The sequence below is a fragment of the Enterobacter sp. LU1 genome (genome assembly GCF_008271405.2).
Classification (GTDB): domain Bacteria; phylum Pseudomonadota; class Gammaproteobacteria; order Enterobacterales; family Enterobacteriaceae; genus Enterobacter; species Enterobacter hormaechei_C.
This window is the reverse complement of the sequence record NZ_CP043438.2, coordinates 4,565,471-4,586,531: the sequence shown is the minus strand read 5'-3', so window position 1 is coordinate 4,586,531 and position 21,061 is coordinate 4,565,471. Positions and strand designations below refer to the sequence as shown.

Here is a 21,061-nt window from a genome sequence, read left to right as displayed (position 1 = left end):
CAATTTGTAGCTGGATCTCATCGCTTTTGGTGAAAAAAAACACGGTCAGAAACTTTTTTTAAATTTCCTCTTGTCACTTCAGAAGAACTCCCTATAATGCGCCTCCACTGACACGGAACAACGGCACGCAAGCCGCCGGGTCGGCAGAGAAAAGCAAAACAAACGCTTGACTCTGAAGCGGGAAAGCGTAATATGCACACCCCGCGCCGCAGCGAAAACGAAGCGGCACTGCTCTTTAACAATTTATCAGACAATCTGTGTGGGCACTCAAAGTGACATGGATTCTTAATGTCCTCGGACACTAAATGAATACCAAGTCTCAACGAGTGAACACGTAATTCATTACGAAGTTTAATTCATTGAGCATCAAACTTTTAAATTGAAGAGTTTGATCATGGCTCAGATTGAACGCTGGCGGCAGGCCTAACACATGCAAGTCGAACGGTAACAGGAAGCAGCTTGCTGCTTCGCTGACGAGTGGCGGACGGGTGAGTAATGTCTGGGAAACTGCCTGATGGAGGGGGATAACTACTGGAAACGGTAGCTAATACCGCATAACGTCGCAAGACCAAAGAGGGGGACCTTCGGGCCTCTTGCCATCGGATGTGCCCAGATGGGATTAGCTAGTAGGTGGGGTAACGGCTCACCTAGGCGACGATCCCTAGCTGGTCTGAGAGGATGACCAGCCACACTGGAACTGAGACACGGTCCAGACTCCTACGGGAGGCAGCAGTGGGGAATATTGCACAATGGGCGCAAGCCTGATGCAGCCATGCCGCGTGTATGAAGAAGGCCTTCGGGTTGTAAAGTACTTTCAGCGGGGAGGAAGGCGATAAGGTTAATAACCTTGTCGATTGACGTTACCCGCAGAAGAAGCACCGGCTAACTCCGTGCCAGCAGCCGCGGTAATACGGAGGGTGCAAGCGTTAATCGGAATTACTGGGCGTAAAGCGCACGCAGGCGGTCTGTCAAGTCGGATGTGAAATCCCCGGGCTCAACCTGGGAACTGCATTCGAAACTGGCAGGCTAGAGTCTTGTAGAGGGGGGTAGAATTCCAGGTGTAGCGGTGAAATGCGTAGAGATCTGGAGGAATACCGGTGGCGAAGGCGGCCCCCTGGACAAAGACTGACGCTCAGGTGCGAAAGCGTGGGGAGCAAACAGGATTAGATACCCTGGTAGTCCACGCCGTAAACGATGTCGACTTGGAGGTTGTGCCCTTGAGGCGTGGCTTCCGGAGCTAACGCGTTAAGTCGACCGCCTGGGGAGTACGGCCGCAAGGTTAAAACTCAAATGAATTGACGGGGGCCCGCACAAGCGGTGGAGCATGTGGTTTAATTCGATGCAACGCGAAGAACCTTACCTACTCTTGACATCCAGAGAACTTTCCAGAGATGGATTGGTGCCTTCGGGAACTCTGAGACAGGTGCTGCATGGCTGTCGTCAGCTCGTGTTGTGAAATGTTGGGTTAAGTCCCGCAACGAGCGCAACCCTTATCCTTTGTTGCCAGCGGTTAGGCCGGGAACTCAAAGGAGACTGCCAGTGATAAACTGGAGGAAGGTGGGGATGACGTCAAGTCATCATGGCCCTTACGAGTAGGGCTACACACGTGCTACAATGGCGCATACAAAGAGAAGCGACCTCGCGAGAGCAAGCGGACCTCATAAAGTGCGTCGTAGTCCGGATTGGAGTCTGCAACTCGACTCCATGAAGTCGGAATCGCTAGTAATCGTGGATCAGAATGCCACGGTGAATACGTTCCCGGGCCTTGTACACACCGCCCGTCACACCATGGGAGTGGGTTGCAAAAGAAGTAGGTAGCTTAACCTTCGGGAGGGCGCTTACCACTTTGTGATTCATGACTGGGGTGAAGTCGTAACAAGGTAACCGTAGGGGAACCTGCGGTTGGATCACCTCCTTACCTTAAAGAACCTGCCTTTGTAGTGTCCACACAGATTGTCTGATGAAAAGTAAATAGCAAGGCGTCTTGCGATTGAGACTGTACGTCCCCTTCGTCTAGAGGCCCAGGACACCGCCCTTTCACGGCGGTAACAGGGGTTCGAATCCCCTAGGGGACGCCACTTGCTGGTTCGTGAGTGAAAGTCACCTGCCGTCATATCTCAAAACTGACTTGCGAGTCATGTTTGAGATATTTGCTCTTTAAAAATCTGGATCAAGCTGAAAATTGAAACGACACACAGCTCATGTGTGTTCGAGTCTCTCAAATTTTCGCAAGTCGATGGTGAATCGAAAGAAACATCTTCGGGTTGTGAGGTTAAGCGACTAAGCGTACACGGTGGATGCCCTGGCAGTCAGAGGCGATGAAGGACGTGCTAATCTGCGAAAAGCGCCGGCGAGGTGATATGAACCCTTGACCCGGCGATGTCCGAATGGGGAAACCCAGTGCAATCCGTTGCACTATCGTTAACTGAATACATAGGTTAACGAGGCGAACCGGGGGAACTGAAACATCTAAGTACCCCGAGGAAAAGAAATCAACCGAGATTCCCCCAGTAGCGGCGAGCGAACGGGGAGCAGCCCGGAGTCTGAATCAGCTTGTGTGTTAGTGGAACGGTCTGGAAAGTCCGACGGTACAGGGTGATAGTCCCGTACACGAAAGCACACTTGCTGTGAACTCGAAGAGTAGGGCGGGACACGTGGTATCCTGTCTGAATATGGGGGGACCATCCTCCAAGGCTAAATACTCCTGACTGACCGATAGTGAACCAGTACCGTGAGGGAAAGGCGAAAAGAACCCCGGCGAGGGGAGTGAAAAAGAACCTGAAACCGTGTACGTACAAGCAGTGGGAGCCTCTTTATGGGGTGACTGCGTACCTTTTGTATAATGGGTCAGCGACTTATATTCTGTAGCAAGGTTAACCGTATAGGGGAGCCGAAGGGAAACCGAGTCTTAACTGGGCGTTAAGTTGCAGGGTATAGACCCGAAACCCGGTGATCTAGCCATGGGCAGGTTGAAGGTTGGGTAACACTAACTGGAGGACCGAACCGACTAATGTTGAAAAATTAGCGGATGACCTGTGGCTGGGGGTGAAAGGCCAATCAAACCGGGAGATAGCTGGTTCTCCCCGAAAGCTATTTAGGTAGCGCCTCGTGAATTCATCTTCGGGGGTAGAGCACTGTTTCGGCTAGGGGGCCATCCCGGCTTACCAACCCGATGCAAACTACGAATACCGAAGAATGTTATCACGGGAGACACACGGCGGGTGCTAACGTCCGTCGTGAAGAGGGAAACAACCCAGACCGCCAGCTAAGGTCCCAAAGTCATGGTTAAGTGGGAAACGATGTGGGAAGGCACAGACAGCCAGGATGTTGGCTTAGAAGCAGCCATCATTTAAAGAAAGCGTAATAGCTCACTGGTCGAGTCGGCCTGCGCGGAAGATGTAACGGGGCTAAACCATGCACCGAAGCTGCGGCAGCGACACTATGTGTTGTTGGGTAGGGGAGCGTTCTGTAAGCCGTTGAAGGTGTGCTGTGAGGCATGCTGGAGGTATCAGAAGTGCGAATGCTGACATAAGTAACGATAAAGCGGGTGAAAAGCCCGCTCGCCGGAAGACCAAGGGTTCCTGTCCAACGTTAATCGGGGCAGGGTGAGTCGACCCCTAAGGCGAGGCCGAAAGGCGTAGTCGATGGGAAACAGGTTAATATTCCTGTACTTGGTGTTACTGCGAAGGGGGGACGGAGAAGGCTATGTCAGCCGGGCGACGGTTGTCCCGGTTTAAGCATGTAGGCGGAGGTTCCAGGTAAATCCGGTACCTTGTTAACGCTGAGGTGTGATGACGAGGCACTACGGTGCTGAAGTGATAAATGCCCTGCTTCCAGGAAAAGCCTCTAAGCATCAGGTAACACGAAATCGTACCCCAAACCGACACAGGTGGTCAGGTAGAGAATACCAAGGCGCTTGAGAGAACTCGGGTGAAGGAACTAGGCAAAATGGTGCCGTAACTTCGGGAGAAGGCACGCTGATGTGTAGGTGAAGCCCCTGCGGGCGGAGCTGAAATCAGTCGAAGATACCAGCTGGCTGCAACTGTTTATTAAAAACACAGCACTGTGCAAACACGAAAGTGGACGTATACGGTGTGACGCCTGCCCGGTGCCGGAAGGTTAATTGATGGGGTTAGCGGCAACGCGAAGCTCTTGATCGAAGCCCCGGTAAACGGCGGCCGTAACTATAACGGTCCTAAGGTAGCGAAATTCCTTGTCGGGTAAGTTCCGACCTGCACGAATGGCGTAATGATGGCCAGGCTGTCTCCACCCGAGACTCAGTGAAATTGAACTCGCTGTGAAGATGCAGTGTACCCGCGGCAAGACGGAAAGACCCCGTGAACCTTTACTATAGCTTGACACTGAACACTGGTCCTTGATGTGTAGGATAGGTGGGAGGCTTTGAAGCGTGGACGCCAGTCTGCGTGGAGCCAACCTTGAAATACCACCCTTTAATGGCTGGTGTTCTAACGTAGACCCGTTACCCGGGTTGCGGACAGTGTCTGGTGGGTAGTTTGACTGGGGCGGTCTCCTCCCAAAGAGTAACGGAGGAGCACGAAGGTTGGCTAATCCTGGTCGGACATCAGGAGGTTAGTGCAATGGCATAAGCCAGCTTGACTGCGAGCGTGACGGCGCGAGCAGGTGCGAAAGCAGGTCATAGTGATCCGGTGGTTCTGAATGGAAGGGCCATCGCTCAACGGATAAAAGGTACTCCGGGGATAACAGGCTGATACCGCCCAAGAGTTCATATCGACGGCGGTGTTTGGCACCTCGATGTCGGCTCATCACATCCTGGGGCTGAAGTAGGTCCCAAGGGTATGGCTGTTCGCCATTTAAAGTGGTACGCGAGCTGGGTTTAGAACGTCGTGAGACAGTTCGGTCCCTATCTGCCGTGGGCGCTGGAGAATTGAGGGGGGCTGCTCCTAGTACGAGAGGACCGGAGTGGACGCATCACTGGTGTTCGGGTTGTCATGCCAATGGCACTGCCCGGTAGCTAAATGCGGAAGAGATAAGTGCTGAAAGCATCTAAGCACGAAACTTGCCCCGAGATGAGTTCTCCCTGAGACTTTAAGTCTCCTGAAGGAACGTTGAAGACGACGACGTTGATAGGTCGGGTGTGTAAGCGCAGCGATGCGTTGAGCTAACCGATACTAATGAACCGTGAGGCTTAACCTTACAACGCCGAAGGTGTTTTGGCGAAGAGACAGACAATCAAATTTCAGCCTGATACAGATTAACAGAATTTGCCTGGCGGCTGTAGCGCGGTGGTCCCACCTGACCCCATGCCGAACTCAGAAGTGAAACGCCGTAGCGCCGATGGTAGTGTGGGGTCTCCCCATGTGAGAGTAGGGAACTGCCAGGCATCAAACAAGTGAAGAGGCCATCCGGAAGGATGGCCTTTTTGCGTTTGTTTGCTGAAAAACGGCAGACCGGGTAAGGCGAAGCCGCCACCCGGCAGATCTCAGACTGCACACCACGCCAAAATAAACGCTGTAATCCCCTCCACATTATTCAAATCCAGAACCGGTACTTCCAGCGACAACGCAACGTCACTGGCCACGGCAATCACATGCTCATCCAGCATTAGTTCGCTAACATCATGCCCGGCGCCGTTTCTGAACAGCAAGATCTTAGGCACGGCCTCATGCTTAAACCCCTCAACCAGCACCAGATCCAGCGTGGAGTGATCCATCCGGCTGACAAGATAAGCGAGATCCAGCGGTGCTTCATCCGGTGTTTCTGTCATTAACGCCCAGCGCTGGTTACTCGCCACCATCGTTTGTGCAGCGCCAGCCTTACGCAGCTCATAGCTATCTTTCCCCGGCTTATCGACATCCATGTTATGGTGCGTATGCTTAATCAATCCGGGACGAATGCCTTTGGCGCAAAGTGCAGGTATTAGTTTTTTTAGCAGCGTAGTCTTCCCGGTGCCACTCCAGGCAGAGATCGCTAATACGGGTATCATTTCTTCTCCTGCATTATCTGCAAATCTTCCGTCGTGTTTACATTCACAAACGCCGATTTCATGTCGCTGAAATCAACGGAATGCCCTCCGGACTGACGCATAAATACCATGACGCGCCGCTCTCCTGCGGCCAGGTAATCTTCCAGCGCGGATATTAACGAGCGATTAATCAATGCGATCGTTGGATGGTCGCGTTCACCGTCGTGTGCCCAGACGACGGGAGCACCATCGCGCCCCTGCATCAGACGTTCAACCAGACAGGACGGGATGAAGGGCGTATCACATGAACAAAAGAGAAACCACTCTCCATGCGACTGCTGCATAACGGAAAGCATTCCCGCCAGCGGACCGGGGTAGTCCACCAGGTTATCCTGATAAACCGGATACCCGCTGCGCTGATAAATATCAACATGTCGGTTAGCGCTGATCGCCATCGAGGACACCTGATCTGCAAGCGTATCAGCAACATGCTGCCATAATGGTGTGTTATTCAGGAGCTGAAGCCCCTTATCCTTTCCGCCCATTCGCGTTGCCCTGCCCCCGGCCAGAACAACTCCGATGATTTCCTGGCATTGATTCACGAATATCGCCTCTTTTATTGTGGGATTGACCCTGCTAACGTGTCTCTCTAAATGAAAGGAGCACTACCATGAAATGTAAACGTCTTAATGAAGTCATTGAGCTTCTCCAGCCGGCCTGGCAAAAAGAGCCAGAGCTGAATCTGATGCAATTTTTACAGAAACTGGCGAAAGAGTCAGGTTTTGATGGCGAACTGGCAGACCTTTCTGACGACATCCTGATCTACCACCTGAAAATGCGTGACTCGGCTAAAGATGCTGTTATTCCTGGCATTCAGAAAGATTATGAAGAGGATTTTAAAACCGCATTACTGCGTGCCCGAGGCGTAATTAAAGAGTAAAAGCTTGTAAGCGGAGCCACCGAAATCGCCACAAGATGATATCCTGAATCATTCGTATAATTTCCGGATGATCGGATGAACGACCAGGCTTTTACTTTCCAGACACTACACCCGGATACCATTATGGATGCGCTGTTCGAACAGGGTATTCGGGTGGATTCCGGGTTAACCCCTTTAAACAGCTACGAAAACCGTGTCTACCAATTTCAGGACGAAGAGCGCCAGCGCTTTGTCGTAAAGTTTTACCGTCCACAGCGCTGGTCCGCAGAACAAATTCAGGAAGAGCATCAGTTTGCCCACGATCTGCTGGATGACGATGTTCCCGTTGCGGCACCCATTAAATTCAATAACCAAACGCTGCTGACCCATCAGGGCTTTTACTACGCGGTATTTCCGAGCCTGGGCGGAAGACAGTTTGAGGCAGATAATATCGATCAGATGGAATGGGTTGCCCGCTATCTGGGGCGCATTCATCAGACGGGACGTAAAAAACCGTTTGTTGCCCGTCCGACGATTGGTGTTCAGGAATATCTTATTGAGCCGCGACAGGTATTCGAAACATCGGCGCTGATCCCGAATGCGCTAAAGGATAATTTCCTCACGGCGACCGATAAGCTTATTGATGCTGTAAAAGCCTGCTGGCGGGATGATATTACTACTCTGCGCCTGCACGGTGACTGCCACGCCGGGAATATTCTCTGGCGCGATGGCCCACTATTTGTCGATCTTGATGACGCACGTATGGGACCCGCGGTGCAGGATCTGTGGATGCTGCTCAACGGTGATAAAGCCGAGCAGCGCATGCAGCTTGAGACCATAATTGAAGCTTATGAAGAATTTAGCCCCTTTAATTCAGACGAAATTGCCTTGATAGAACCTTTACGTGCGATGCGATTTGTTTATTATCTCGCGTGGTTAATCAGGCGTTGGGAAGACCCGGCTTTTCCCCGAAATTTCCCCTGGCTTACCGGGGAGGATTACTGGCGCAACCAGATATCCACATTTACCGCGCAGGTTAAGGTTCTACAGGAACCCCCTTTGCAATTAACGCCGATGTATTAATTGGACACACCCAGGAGAGAGTTAATCATGAAAAAAATTTGGCTGGCGCTGGCTGGTATGATTCTGGCATTTAGCGCAACTGCTGCGCAGTTTACCGACGGCAAGCAGTACATTACGCTGGACAAGCCTGTTGCTGGCGAGCCTCAGGTGTTGGAGTTCTTCTCCTTCTACTGCCCGCACTGCTACGAGTTTGAGCAGGTACTTCATGTTTCTGACAACGTGAAGAAAAAGCTGCCGGAAGGCACCAAAATGACGAAATACCACGTTGAGTTCCTTGGCCCACTGGGTAAAGATCTGACTCAGGCATGGGCGGTCGCGATTGCGCTGGGTGTGGAAGATAAGATCACCGCGCCTCTGTTTGAAGCCGTACAGAAAACCCAGACCGTACAAACTACGGCAGATATTCGTAAAGTGTTCGTGGATGCCGGTGTTAAAGGTGAAGACTACGACGCTGCGTGGAACAGTTTCGTGGTGAAATCTCTCGTGGCACAGCAGGAAAAAGCTGCCGCTGACTTCCAGTTGCAGGGCGTGCCGGCGATGTATGTTAACGGCAAATACCAGGTGAATATGCGTGGTATGGACACGACCAGCATGGATATCTTCGTACAACAGTACGCTGATACCGTGAAATACCTGGTTGAGAAAAAGTAACAAACATAAAGAAAAACGCCGGTCACTGACCGGCGTTTTTGTATGAAGATTTAATCTTAGCTATCTGCTCGTCTTTCTCTTTCCAGAGTGTATTAAGCCAAAGCTGGAAACGACGTTTGAAGTTTTTATCGTTGACATAATCCCCGTGCAGTTCAGTGCTGACGGGCATCAGATCAACGCGGACAACGATACGCGTCAGCCTGCCGCTGAGCATATCGTAGAACGGCGTCCTGTCATTTTCCGGATAGCAGAGCGTTACGTTCAACAATTTATCGAACTGCTCACCCAGCACGTTGAGCGCCATTGCGATGCCCGCAGCCTTTGGCGGCAACAGGTTCTGATAAGGAGAACGAGTCTGCTGGCGCTTCTCTTCGGTAAAGCGTGATCCTTCGACGAAGTTAACAATGGTGGTGGGATGCGCGCGAAACTTCTCGCAAGAACGGCGCGTGGTTTCCACGTCCTTACCGCGGCGTTCCGGATGACGAATTAAATAGCTGCGTGAATAGCGTTTCATAAACGGCATATCCAGCGCCCAGCAGGCCAGTCCAATGAAAGGCACCCAGGCCAGCTGCTGTTTCAGAAAGTATTTGTTCATCGGAATGTGTTTGCGAAACAGTACGCACAATACAACGATGTCGGCCCAGCTGTGGTGATTGCAGATCAGCAGATACCAGTTCTTTTTGTTCAGCTTCTCCAGCCCCTGAACATCCCACTTCAGCCAGGGGTTCAGATGCAGCAGGATCGCCAGCCCTTCACACCAGCAGTACATCATAAAATTACAAAAAGCAGACACCGCGCGCCATACCGGAGGGACAGGCAGCAGAAGTTTAATTATTCCGGCAACGATGATTGGCACAGAACAGGCGATGGTAACCAGAATAGTTAAAATGACGCTTAACCATAATGTTATCGCTGCGAGTATTCTCGACATAATGAATTTATTCAGATAGTTAGCTGTAATTGAGCAGCCGGCTATCCGGTGCTGGGCGCCGATCTTATCAGAAATTCGCTCAGACCTGGGCGGTTTCACACCAGGAGGCTGCGGCTTTTCCTGCCAGGCAGCGAATTTTTGCATATAGACAGAGTGCTTAAGTCTTATATCCACATAGACTAAATAAACATCAGTGAAGCGCGATCTTAAGTGATCTTATAGCAATGCCTTGATTTTATTATATAAATAAGTTTTCAGTATCACTTTTATAAAGCTGTTATTCACCTGTATTAAAAATATGCACAAACTTATCCACAGTTTTGTTTTGCGAGCGATCTTCCCGATCGCAAAATCTTTTTCTGTATAAAGCGCTAAAACCTGATGTTTTCATCCTTCTGTGGCATCCTTTACCCATAAATTCATAAAAGGCACGGACATTATGGTTCAGATCCCAGAAAACCCACTTATACTCGTCGATGGCTCTTCTTACCTGTATCGGGCGTATCATGCGTTTCCTCCTCTGACCAACAGCGCAGGGGAACCTACCGGCGCAATGTACGGCGTGCTGAATATGCTTCGCAGCCTGATTCTGCAATACCACCCAACCCATGCGGCCGTGGTGTTTGATGCGAAGGGTAAAACCTTCCGCGATGAATTATTTGAGCATTACAAATCTCACCGTCCCCCTATGCCTGACGATCTGCGTGCGCAAATTGAACCGTTGCACGCTATGGTGAAAGCGATGGGGCTGCCACTGCTGGCGGTCTCAGGCGTTGAAGCTGATGACGTAATTGGTACCCTGGCGCGCGAAGCGGAAAAAGCAGGCCGCCCGGTTCTGATCAGTACCGGTGATAAAGACATGGCGCAGCTGGTAACGCCCGGGATCACGCTGATCAACACCATGACAAACACCATTCTTGGCCCGGAAGAAGTGGTCGCCAAATATGGCGTGCCGCCAGAGCTCATTATTGATTTCCTCGCCCTGATGGGCGATTCCTCGGATAACATTCCTGGCGTACCGGGCGTAGGCGAAAAAACAGCTCAGGCGCTGCTGCAAGGGCTGGGCGGGCTGGATACGCTATATGCAGAACCCGACAAAATTGCCGGTCTTACCTTCCGTGGCGCAAAAACCATGGCCGGAAAGCTCGCCGATAACAAAGAGGTGGCTTATCTCTCCTATCAGTTGGCCACCATCAAAACTGACGTAGAGCTGGAGCTTACCTGCGAGCAACTGGAAGTGCAGGAACCCGCCGCCGACGAACTGCTTGGCCTGTTCAGAAAATACGAATTTAAACGCTGGACCGCGGATGTTGAAGCCGGGAAATGGCTTCAGGCGAAAGGGGCTAAACCTGCGGCGAAGCCGAAAGAGACCATCGTTGTCAATGCCGAAGAGCAGGCAGAAGAGGCGGTAGCGCTCTCCTTCGACAACTATGAAACCATCCTTGAAGAGTCACGGCTCATCGCCTGGATTGAAAAGCTAAAAAAAGCGCCAGTATTTGCTTTCGATACCGAAACGGACAGCCTTGATAACATTACGGCTAATATGGTGGGCCTGTCATTCGCAACGGAGCCGGGTATTGCAGCCTATGTTCCGGTAGCTCATGACTATCTGGATGCGCCGGAGCAAATCTCCCGCGAGCGCGCCTTAGAACTGCTGAAGCCGATTCTGGAAGACGAGAAAGTGCTGAAGGTTGGGCAAAACCTGAAGTACGACCGCGGTATTCTGCAAAACTACGGCATTGAGCTGCGTGGTATCGCTTTTGACACCATGCTGGAATCTTACATTCTGGACAGCGTGGCGGGCCGCCATGATATGGATTCCTTATCCGATCGTTGGCTGAAACACAAAACCATCACCTTTGAAGAAATTGCCGGTAAGGGCAAAAATCAGCTGACCTTTAACCAGATCGCGCTGGAAGAAGCAGGCCGCTACGCCGCGGAAGACGCTGACGTCACGCTACAGCTGCATCTCAAAATGTGGCCGAAATTGCAGAAGCACGAAGGGCCGCTGAATGTGTTCCAGAACATTGAGATGCCGCTGGTGCCTGTGCTGTCCCGCATTGAGCGCAATGGCGTTAAAATCGACCCAACGGTGCTGCATAACCACTCTGGTGAGCTGGCGCAGCGCCTGACCGAGCTTGAACAGAAAGCGCATGAGCTTGCTGGCGAGGCATTTAACCTGTCTTCACCGAAACAGCTGCAAACCATCCTGTTTGAAAAACAGGGTATCAAGCCGCTGAAGAAAACCCCGGGTGGCGCCCCTTCAACGTCTGAAGAGGTGCTGGAAGAGCTGGCGCTGGACTATCCGCTGCCAAAAGTTATTCTGCAATACCGTGGTCTGGCTAAGCTGAAATCGACCTATACCGACAAACTGCCGTTGATGATCAACCCGAAAACGGGCCGCGTGCACACCTCCTATCACCAGGCTGTGGCGGCGACCGGGCGACTTTCGTCAACCGATCCTAACCTTCAGAACATTCCGGTGCGTAATGAAGAGGGCCGCCGTATTCGCCAGGCTTTCATTGCGCCAGAGGATTATCTGATTGTCTCCGCGGACTACTCGCAAATCGAACTGCGTATTATGGCGCACCTGTCACGCGACAAAGGCCTGCTGACGGCCTTTGCCGAAGGGAAGGACATCCACCGGGCAACCGCTGCCGAAGTGTTTGGGCTGCCGCTGGAGAGCGTGACAAACGAGCAGCGTCGTAGTGCAAAAGCGATCAACTTCGGTCTGATTTACGGCATGAGTGCCTTTGGTCTTTCACGCCAGCTCAATATCCCGCGTAAAGAGTCGCAGAAGTATATGGATCTCTACTTCGAGCGGTATCCGGGCGTGCTGGAATATATGGAACGTACCCGCGCACAGGCGAAAGAGAAAGGCTACGTTGAAACGCTGGATGGCCGTCGTCTCTACCTTCCGGACATCAAATCCAGCAACGCCGCGCGCCGGGCTGGTGCTGAACGTGCTGCGATCAACGCCCCTATGCAGGGCACTGCGGCGGACATCATTAAACGCGCAATGATTGCCGTCGATGCCTGGCTCGAAAAAGAGAAACCGCGCGTGAAAATGATCATGCAGGTACACGATGAACTGGTCTTTGAAGTTCATAAAGACGATCTGGAGACGGTCTCTCAGAAGATCCATGAACTGATGGAAAACAGCATGAAGCTGGACGTTCCGTTGCTGGTGGAAGTGGGTAGCGGCGAAAACTGGGATCAGGCTCACTAAGGGTTATCGGAATAACGCGCGTTTTATGTAAGTAAGCAACATAAGTACGCGCGTTTTGTGACGATCATTAGAATTCCCTATGTAAAGAATGAAAAAAAACTACAAAAAGTGCTTTGTCCAGCGATAAAAAAAGAGTAGAGTTAACGACGTAGGGTACAGAGGTAAGATGTTCTATCTTTCAGACCTTTTACTTCACGTAATCGGATTTGGCTGAATATTTTAGCCGCCCCAGTCAGTAATGACTGGGGCGTTTTTTATTGCGGCAAAGAAAGTTTCAGGCGAAAAAAAGCGCGGTCATCGCCGCGCCTGTTGTTACTCTGCTTCCGCTTCAGTCGCCGGTTCCAGATCGTTAAACCAGCTGTCGAGCTTCTGTCGCAGTTTATCCACGCCCTGCTTTTTCAGCGAGGAGAACGGTTCAACCTGTACATCACCGTTGAATGCCAGCACCGCTTCACGAACCTTGTTCACCTGCGCCTTGCGCGCGCCGCTCGCCAGCTTATCTGCTTTTGTCAGCAGCACCAGCACCGCAATATCGCTTGCCACCGCCCAGTCAATCATCTGCTGGTCGAGATCTTTTAGCGGATGACGAATATCCATCAGCACCACCAGACCTTTCAGACACATGCGTTTTTCCAGGTATTCACCCAGCGCACGCTGCCATTTGATCTTCATCTCTTCCGGTACCTGCGCGTAACCGTAGCCCGGTAAATCGACCAGGCGTTTGCCTTCAGCCACTTCAAACAGGTTAATCAGCTGAGTACGGCCAGGTGTTTTTGAGGTACGCGCCAGGTTTTTCTGATTGGTGAGCGTATTCAGGGCACTGGATTTTCCCGCATTGGAGCGGCCAGCAAATGCCACTTCAATCCCTGTGTCTGAGGGCAGGTGGCGAATATCGGGCGCACTGGTGACAAAATGCGTCTGTTGGTAGTTCCAGGTAGTCACGTGGTCGTCTCCAAAAATCGTAATCTGCGGGGATTATACCTGAATGCGGGCAAAAGGCTTTTCCCTTCGTCATTGACATGTAAGTGAAAGCCCTACGGAATGTAAGAGATCTGCCCTTAAGCGTATGAGAAATTTAAGAGAAATCGCAGACGCTAAAAAACTCAAAATATTAAAATTCAAAGAGTTATTAATGAGTAATTATCTGAAAATCCGGTTTTGTACCTTTTCATAGCTTGTTAGTTTAAGGGAACAAGGTAAAGTGTGTGCCAGGGCGAGGATGCCAACAGGATAACGACTTAAGGATAAGGGTCAGGAGCGCCAGGAGGCGAAGACTCAGGATTGTCAGGACGACCGGCGCCTGGAGGCGTTTTTAACAGGAAACGGAACCGTATCACGGACGGTAGTAGCCAAGGGATAAACAGGGTTTGTTGCAGGCAAACAGGGAATGTCTGACCCGTTAAGGGTTGTGAGTCAGGAAAAAAGGCGACAGATTGCTCTGTCGCCTTTTTTCTTTGCTTGCTTTCTGCTAGATTTCGCCGCAATTCTATACTGAAGAAAACGACTTAAAGATAAAACATCATGAAAAAACCGACCTCCGCTGCGGGCGTGAAACGCCCTGCAAAAGCACGCCGCAAAACGCGCGAAGAACTGAATCAGGAAGCGCGCGATCGCAAACGCGATAAAAAACATCGTGGCCATGCTGCGGGTAGCCGTGCTAACGGTGGCGGTGCCGCAGGCGCTTCTGCAAAAGGCAAACAGCAGAAAGATCCTCGTATCGGCAGTAAAACTCCCATTCCACTGGGCGTGACAGACACGCCGGTCACTAAGCAGCACAAACCAAAGAGCGAGAAACCTATGCTTTCACCGCAGGCTGAGCTGGATATGCTGGAGAACGATGAGCGCCTGGATGCGCTGCTGGAACGTCTTGAAGAGGGTGAAACCCTGACCGCTGAAGAGCAGTCCTGGGTGGACGCCAAACTGGACCGCATTGATGAACTGATGCAGAAGCTGGGTCTGTCCTACGATGATGAAGAAGACGAAGAGGAAGACGAAAAGCAGGAAGATATGATGCGTCTGCTGAAAGGTGGAAACTAACATTTGCACCCGGCAGGTATACTCGTCCTGCTTATAACCCTTCCGGTTATATGTTATCTGGTGTGGTTATTCGTTAAACTACGGCGGTTGTCGCGGCGACAGAAGTGGCTGCGCACCCGAATGATGGCCCGCAACGGGACCAGAACGGGCCGCCGTATACGAACGCGACACCAACGGAAGGAGTGAGCATGTCTGTACCATCTATCGACTGGGATTTGGCCCTGATCCAGAAATATAACTATTCCGGGCCGCGTTATACCTCATACCCCACCGCGCTGGAGTTTTCTGACGCTTTCGGCGAGGCGGATTTTCAGCAAGCTGTGGCGCGCTATCCCGAGCGCCCGCTGTCGCTCTACGTCCATATTCCGTTCTGCCATAAGCTCTGCTACTTCTGCGGCTGCAATAAAATCGTTACCCGCCAGCAGCACAAAGCCGATCAATACCTCGATGCGCTCGAACAGGAAATTCTGCACCGCGCACCGCTGTTTAAAGGGCGTCACGTCAGCCAGCTTCACTGGGGCGGTGGTACGCCAACTTATCTGAATAAAGCGCAGATCAGCCGCCTGATGGCGCTGCTGCGCGGCAATTTTAGTTTTAACGACGACGCCGAAATTTCGATCGAGGTCGATCCGCGTGAAATCGAGCTGGATGTGCTGGATCATTTACGCGCCGAAGGTTTCAACCGCCTGAGTATGGGCGTACAGGACTTCAACAAAGAAGTACAGCGCCTGGTAAACCGCGAGCAGGACGAAGCGTTTATCTTTGCCTTACTCAACCATGCGCGTGAAATCGGCTTTACCTCAACGAATATAGACCTGATTTACGGCCTGCCGAAGCAGACGCCGGAGAGCTTCGCCTACACGCTTAAACGCGTGGCTGAGCTTAACCCGGACCGTCTGAGCGTCTTTAACTATGCGCACCTGCCGACGCTGTTCGCCGCTCAGCGCAAAATCAAAGATGCGGATCTGCCTTCCGCCCAGCAGAAGCTGGACATTTTGCAGGAGACCATCGCCTCGCTGACCGAAACCGGCTATCAGTTTATCGGAATGGATCACTTTGCCCGCCCTGACGATGAACTGGCGATTGCCCAACGCGAAGGTGTTCTCCACCGTAACTTCCAGGGCTACACCACCCAGGGCGATACCGATCTGCTCGGAATGGGCGTCTCCGCCATCAGCATGATTGGCGACTGCTACGCCCAGAATCAGAAAGAGCTGAAGCTGTACTATCAGCAGATAGACGAAACCGGCAACGCGCTGTGGCGCGGCATCGCGCTAACCCGCGACGACTGCATCCGTCGTGATGTGATTAAGGCGCTTATCTGCAACTTCCGTCTCGAATTTCGCGAGGTGGAGTCGCAATGGGATCTGCAATTCAGCGATTACTTTGCCGAAGACCTGAAGCTTCTGGCGCCGCTGGCGAAAGACGGGCTGGTGGATGTGTCGGAGAGTGCGGTTGTCGTCACGCCGAAAGGACGTCTGTTGATTCGTAATATCTGCATGTGCTTCGATGCCTATCTGCGTCAGAAGGCGCGTTTACAGCAGTTCTCGCGGGTGATTTGAGCTGTAATGCCGGGTGGCGGCTTTGCCTTACCCGGCCTACTTAAGTGCGAGATGTAGGCCGGGTAAGCGAAGCGCCACCCGGCTTTTCATCGACAGCTCGTTAGCTAAACAGCCCAACCAGTGCCGCACACAATACCGCCGCAACGGCAGTTTGTGGCGTGTGGCTTTCTGCTGCTCCGCTCGAAAGCAAAGTCACTAATGATTCCAGCATGATGCTCCCCCCTGTTTCCGGGCACGATCATACAAAACTCATCGGAACAGTAAAGCGCAAAATAACGGCACTTTGCGCTCAATTAGTAACCTTTACACAGCGGAGTAAGATCACTCCATTCCCAGCTCTTTCAGCTTGCGCGTCAGGGTGTTTCGACCCCATCCCAACAGGCGAGCCGCTTCCTGTTTGTGGCCCTGGGTATGACGAAGCGCGGTAGTCAACAGCGTGCGCTCCATCTCAGGCTGCGCTTCGGAGAGCAGATTTTGATGACCGGAACGCAGCGCGCGATCTGCCCACTGCGCCAGCAGCGTCGCCCAGCTGTCCGGCAGCGCATGTCCGGCGGTGCTTTCGGGCACGGTGGCTTCAAACAGCTCGGCGGGGAGATCCTGAATCAACACTTCCTGTCCGGCGGCCATCACGGTCAGCCAGCGACAGGTGTTTTCCAGCTGACGCACGTTGCCCGGCCACGCCAGACGGGTGAGGGCGGCATCCGTTTCCGGATGAAGCTGCTTGGCTTCCACGCCCAGCTCGCGGGCCGCCACTTGCAGGAAATGGCGCGCCAGACGCGGGATATCTTCCCGACGCTCGCGCAGCGGCGGGAGGTGGACGCGGATCACGTTCAGACGATGGAATAAATCCTCACGGAATTTCCCCTCCTGCACGCGCAGCTCCAGGTTCTGGTGCGTCGCGGCAATAATACGCACGTCCACCTTCACCGGCGCATAGCCGCCCACGCGGTAAAACTGGCCATCTGCCAGCACGCGCAGCAGTCGGGTCTGAACATCCAGCGGCATATCGCCGATTTCATCCAGGAATAGCGTTCCGCCGTCAGCCTGTTCAAAGCGTCCCTGACGAATGGTATTTGCCCCGGTAAACGCCCCTTTTTCGTGGCCGAACAGCTCAGATTCAATCAAATCTTTGGGGATCGCCGCCATGTTCAGGGCGATGAAAGGCGCTTTCGCCCGCGGGCTGTGGCGATGCAGGGCGTGCGCAACCAGCTCTTTACCGGTCCCTGATTCACCGTTAATCAAGACGCTGATAGACGAGCGCGACAGACGCCCGATGATGCGAAACACGTCCTGCATGGCTGGCGCTTCACCGATGATGTCCGTCGTAGGCCCGAAATCCGGCGCGTGGCGGGGCTGCTGTTGCTCCTGATAGTGGCTGATGGCGCGTTCGACCAGGGCAACGGCTTCGTCGATATCAAACGGTTTTGGCAGGTAATCAAACGCCCCCTGCTGGTAGGCGCTGACGGCGGCATCCAGGTCGGAGTGGGCGGTCATTATGATGACCGGAAGCATAGGGTGGCGCTGTTTGATCTGCTTTAAGAGCGCCAGTCCGTCCATGCCCGGCATGCGAATATCCGAGAGCAGAACGTCCGGCGTTTTGGTGGTGAGTGCGTCGAGCACCTCGCTGCCGCTCTCAAACGTCGTGCAGCTTAATCCCGCTCCTGTGAGCGCGCGTTCAAGCACCCAACGGATGGAGCTATCGTCATCGACTACCCAGACTATCCCTCGTTGCATAAACGTCACCTTTATTTTTTAATCGGCAGGAAAACCGAAAACTCGGTATGTCCCGGCCAACTGGTAAATTCAATTTTGCCGGAGTGTTGGTCAATCAAATTACGGGCGATGGATAACCCCAGCCCGGTGCCGCCTTCGCGACCGCTGACCATCGGGTAGAACAGGGTGTCCTGGAGATGCGGCGGGATCCCCGGCCCGTTATCTTCCACATCAATACGTGCCGCCAGACGATAACGCACGCCGTGCAGCGTCAGCTGGAACGCGGTGCGGGTACGCAGAATAATTTCGCCACCCTCCGGGCCCAGCGCCTGCAACGCGTTACGCACAATGTTCAACAGCACCTGTTCAATCTGGTCTGGATCGTGCGCCAGCTCCGGCAGGCTTGGGTCGTAATCACGTACCAGCGTGACGTTATCCGGCAGCTCCATAGAGACGAGTTTCACCACCCGCTCCGCGACCTTGTGAATGCTTTCTGAAACATGCATCCCCGGCTGCTGCGGCCCGAGCAGGCGATCGACCAGATTACGCAGACGGTCCGCCTGCTCGATAATGACGTTGGTATACTCCGCCAGGGCAGGGTCAGGCAGCGCTTTGGTCAAAAGCTGTGCCGCACCGCGTAAGCCGCCCAGCGGGTTTTTAATTTCATGAGCCAGCCCGCGTACCAGGTCGCGCGCCGCAATCTGCTGAGCATGCTGTAGCTGCTCCTGGCTGAGACGACGCTGGTTATCCATCGGCGCCATTTCCAGCAGAATCATGCCATCTGGCAGGCGCTGTGCGGTGAGGGACAAAATATGCGAGCGTCCGTCAATCACCAGCGTCACTTCGTTATCGGTGAAGCCCTGACCCGCCTGCAAACTCTCCTGCATCAGACCAATATTCAGCGAGAAATAGCTCAGCAGTTCAGGCAGCGGCGTGCCAAACAGTTTACGGGCGCTTTGAGCGAGCAGCTGCTGCGCCGCCGGGTTGGCGTAATGCACCGCCAGCTCGTCGTCGACCAGCAAGATACTGTTAATCAAAGAATTGAGGATCTGCCCAGCATCGGGCAGCGTGCCAGTTGCCATTCAGCAGTCTCCTGGAGTCGTTGCACTATTTTAGTGCAGTATAGCGTTTTAGAGGTAAAAAGCGCGTGAGATCAGGTTGTTGGTGGAGAAAAAAGCCCATCCGAAGATGGGCTAAAGTTTCCACGGCAACTACTCCCGACGCGTATGCGCCGGGTAAAACAAATCAATTAAACGCTGTAGTACAGTTCGAACTCAACCGGGTGCGGCGTCATGCGAACGCGGTCGTTTTCTTCGGTACGCAGCGCGATGTAAGCGTCGATTGCTTCATCGGTGAACACGCCGCCAGCGGTCAGGAACTCACGGTCTGCGTCCAGCGCTTGCAGGGCTTCTTCCAGCGAGCCAGCGACCTGTGGGATCTCTTTCGCTTCTTCTGGCGGCAGGTCGTACAGGTTTTTGTCCATGGCTTCGCCCGGGTGGATCTTGTTCTTGATACCGTCCAGACCGGCCATCAGCAGTGCTGCGAAGCACAGGTATGGGTTAGCCGCCGGGTCCGGGAAGCGCACTTCGATACGACGCGCTTTCGGAGACGCCACCACCGGGATACGGATAGAAGCAGAACGGTTACGGGCAGAGTACGCCAGCATCACCGGTGCTTCGTAGCCTGGGACCAGACGCTTGTAGGAGTTGGTGGTCGGGTTCGCCAGGGCGTTGATCGCTTTAGCGTGTTTGATAACACCGCCGATGTAGTGCAGCGCCTGCTCAGACAGACCCGCGTATTTGTCGCCAGAGAACAGGTTGGTGCCGTTCTTGGACAGGGACATGTGGCAGTGCATGCCGGAACCGTTGTCGCCGAACATGGGTTTTGGCATGAAGGTCGCGGTTTTACCGAAACGGTGCGCAACGTTGTGCACAACGTATTTGTAGATCTGAATCTCATCCGCTTTTTTGGTCATGGTGTTGAAGCGGGTTGCGATTTCGTTCTGGCCAGCCGTTGCCACTTCGTGGTGGTGCGCTTCAACAACCAGGCCCATCTCTTCCATGATCAGACACATGGTAGAACGGATGTCCTGTGAAGAATCGACCGGAGGAACCGGGAAGTAACCGCCTTTCACGCCCGGACGGTGACCTTTGTTACCACCTTCGTATTTGGTGGAAGAGTTCCATGCGCCTTCGATGTCATCGATAGCGACGTGGGAACCAGAAATGGAAGCACCAAAACGGATGTCATCGAACAGGAAGAACTCTGGCTCTGGCCCGAACAGAACGGTGTCTGCGATACCGGTAGAACGCAGGTACTCTTCAGCGCGTTTTGCGATGGAGCGTGGGTCACGGTCATAGCCTTGCAGCGTGCCAGGTTCCAGGATATCGCAGCGGATGATCAGCGTAGGTTCTTCGTAGAACGGGTCAATGAGCGCAGTGGTTGCATCTGGCATCAGAACCATGTCGGATTCGTTAATGCCTTTCCAGCCGCCAATGGAGGAGCCGTCAAACATTTTGCCTTCTTCAAAGAATTCGGCGTTCACCTGATGAGCAGGGATCGTGACGTGCTGTTCTTTACCTTTGGTATCGGTGAAGCGCAGATCAACAAACTTCACTTCATGTTCGTTCAGCATCGTCAAAACGTGTTCAGCGGACATACTTAACTCTCCAGATTGGTCATTGTCGTCGTGGTAACGAGGTCTTCAAATCGGCTGGGCTGCCATATTTTTACTGTATTTCTGTAAAGCGAAATCTGTGCCAACTTTTAAAACACCCCAAAAAGGCGTTATCATGCGCACCATAGTGCAGAAGGGCTGCACCACATTGGATTTGTTGCACCATTATAGTGCTTCTGTGTGAACATCGGGCACCATATTGGTGCAATTTACGTTAAAGTGCCCTTTTACCGCTCCGTGAAAGCGATCACAAAGCATCTCTGCAATACTTGTTTGCGGGGGATGTTTGTGATCCTGTTTTGTAGTGCGATTAAT

14 protein-coding genes, 1 tRNA gene and 3 rRNA genes are annotated in these 21,061 nt (G+C 52.9%); 10 read left to right on the top strand and 8 right to left on the bottom strand.

Features of this window, described 5'->3' with window-relative positions; genetic code table 11:
• Positions 1-376: 376 nt before the first annotated feature.
• From FZF21_RS21890 to rrf, 4 genes are all read left to right on the top strand, one after another.
• Positions 377-1,918: ribosomal RNA gene (locus FZF21_RS21890) — 16S ribosomal RNA — on the top strand.
• 84 nt (positions 1,919-2,002) lie between these two features.
• A tRNA-Glu gene (locus tag FZF21_RS21885) sits at positions 2,003-2,078 on the top strand.
• Positions 2,079-2,270: 192 nt separating this feature from the next.
• Positions 2,271-5,175 (top strand): 23S ribosomal RNA (locus tag FZF21_RS21880).
• Positions 5,176-5,246: 71 nt separating this feature from the next.
• A 5S ribosomal RNA gene (rrf, locus tag FZF21_RS21875) occupies positions 5,247-5,362 on the top strand.
• The 16S, 23S and 5S rRNA genes sit together here with 1 tRNA gene alongside, the layout of an rRNA operon.
• Before the next feature lie 99 nt (positions 5,363-5,461).
• On the opposite strand, the gene mobB is transcribed toward rrf, so the two are convergent.
• Entirely contained in the window at positions 5,462-5,965 is a 504-nt protein-coding gene (gene mobB, locus FZF21_RS21870; RefSeq protein ID WP_023295648.1) for a molybdopterin-guanine dinucleotide biosynthesis protein MobB, read from the bottom strand.
• On the bottom strand, positions 5,962-6,546 hold the full coding sequence (gene mobA, locus FZF21_RS21865) for a molybdenum cofactor guanylyltransferase MobA (protein ID WP_045334283.1): 585 nt from the start codon (positions 6,544-6,546) through the stop codon (positions 5,962-5,964). Before mobA ends, mobB begins: the two co-directional genes overlap by 4 nt.
• 68 nt (positions 6,547-6,614) lie before the next feature.
• Here mobA and FZF21_RS21860 point away from each other — a divergent pair, with 68 nt between their 5' ends.
• From FZF21_RS21860 to dsbA, 3 genes are all read left to right on the top strand, one after another.
• Positions 6,615-6,884 carry a YihD family protein gene (locus FZF21_RS21860; RefSeq protein ID WP_003861904.1) on the top strand — a complete coding sequence of 90 codons (270 nt, stop codon included), beginning with the start codon at positions 6,615-6,617 and terminating at the stop codon, positions 6,882-6,884.
• 75 nt (positions 6,885-6,959) lie between these two features.
• The gene (locus FZF21_RS21855; RefSeq protein ID WP_023295647.1) at positions 6,960-7,946 is read left to right on the top strand and encodes a serine/threonine protein kinase; all 987 of its coding nucleotides are present in this window, start codon (positions 6,960-6,962) and stop codon (positions 7,944-7,946) included.
• A gap of 27 nt (positions 7,947-7,973) precedes the next feature.
• Complete coding sequence (gene dsbA, locus FZF21_RS21850) at positions 7,974-8,597, top strand: thiol:disulfide interchange protein DsbA (RefSeq protein WP_015569896.1); 624 nt, start codon at positions 7,974-7,976, stop codon at positions 8,595-8,597.
• Between the two features lie 22 nt (positions 8,598-8,619).
• Here the strand turns inward: dsbA and FZF21_RS21845 are convergent, their stop codons facing one another.
• On the bottom strand, positions 8,620-9,528 hold the full coding sequence (locus FZF21_RS21845; RefSeq protein ID WP_026094355.1) for an acyltransferase: 909 nt from the start codon (positions 9,526-9,528) through the stop codon (positions 8,620-8,622).
• Positions 9,529-9,967: 439 nt separating this feature from the next.
• Here FZF21_RS21845 and polA point away from each other — a divergent pair, with 439 nt between their 5' ends.
• Positions 9,968-12,757, top strand: a complete 2,790-nt coding sequence (gene polA, locus FZF21_RS21840) for a DNA polymerase I (protein WP_045334285.1) — start codon at positions 9,968-9,970, stop codon at positions 12,755-12,757.
• Between the two features lie 312 nt (positions 12,758-13,069).
• On the opposite strand, the gene yihA is transcribed toward polA, so the two are convergent.
• Positions 13,070-13,699, bottom strand: coding sequence for a ribosome biogenesis GTP-binding protein YihA/YsxC (gene yihA, locus FZF21_RS21835; protein ID WP_003861913.1), 630 nt, complete (start codon positions 13,697-13,699; stop codon positions 13,070-13,072).
• Between the two features lie 579 nt (positions 13,700-14,278).
• On the opposite strand from yihA, the gene yihI reads away from it, so the two are divergent.
• Complete coding sequence (gene yihI / locus FZF21_RS21830) at positions 14,279-14,794, top strand: Der GTPase-activating protein YihI (protein WP_015569898.1); 516 nt, start codon at positions 14,279-14,281, stop codon at positions 14,792-14,794.
• A 188-nt stretch (positions 14,795-14,982) separates the two neighbouring features.
• Positions 14,983-16,356 (top strand): oxygen-independent coproporphyrinogen III oxidase, encoded by a 1,374-nt coding sequence (hemN, locus tag FZF21_RS21825; protein WP_015569899.1) that lies wholly within the window; start codon positions 14,983-14,985, stop codon positions 16,354-16,356.
• 100 nt (positions 16,357-16,456) lie between these two features.
• Here the strand turns inward: hemN and FZF21_RS21820 are convergent, their stop codons facing one another.
• The 4 genes from FZF21_RS21820 to glnA all read right to left on the bottom strand — a co-directional run bounded on the left by FZF21_RS21820 (position 16,457) and on the right by glnA (position 20,728).
• Entirely contained in the window at positions 16,457-16,567 is a 111-nt protein-coding gene (locus FZF21_RS21820) for a YshB family small membrane protein (protein ID WP_017382667.1), read from the bottom strand.
• A 110-nt stretch (positions 16,568-16,677) separates the two neighbouring features.
• Positions 16,678-18,090, bottom strand: coding sequence for a nitrogen regulation protein NR(I) (gene glnG / locus FZF21_RS21815; RefSeq protein WP_003861919.1), 1,413 nt, complete (start codon positions 18,088-18,090; stop codon positions 16,678-16,680).
• An 11-nt stretch (positions 18,091-18,101) separates the two neighbouring features.
• A complete protein-coding gene (gene glnL / locus FZF21_RS21810; RefSeq protein ID WP_003861923.1) occupies positions 18,102-19,151 on the bottom strand; it encodes a nitrogen regulation protein NR(II) in 1,050 nt (349 codons plus the stop codon).
• A 167-nt stretch (positions 19,152-19,318) separates the two neighbouring features.
• Entirely contained in the window at positions 19,319-20,728 is a 1,410-nt protein-coding gene (gene glnA / locus FZF21_RS21805; RefSeq protein WP_003861925.1) for a glutamate--ammonia ligase, read from the bottom strand.
• Between the last annotated feature and the right edge of the window lie 333 nt (positions 20,729-21,061).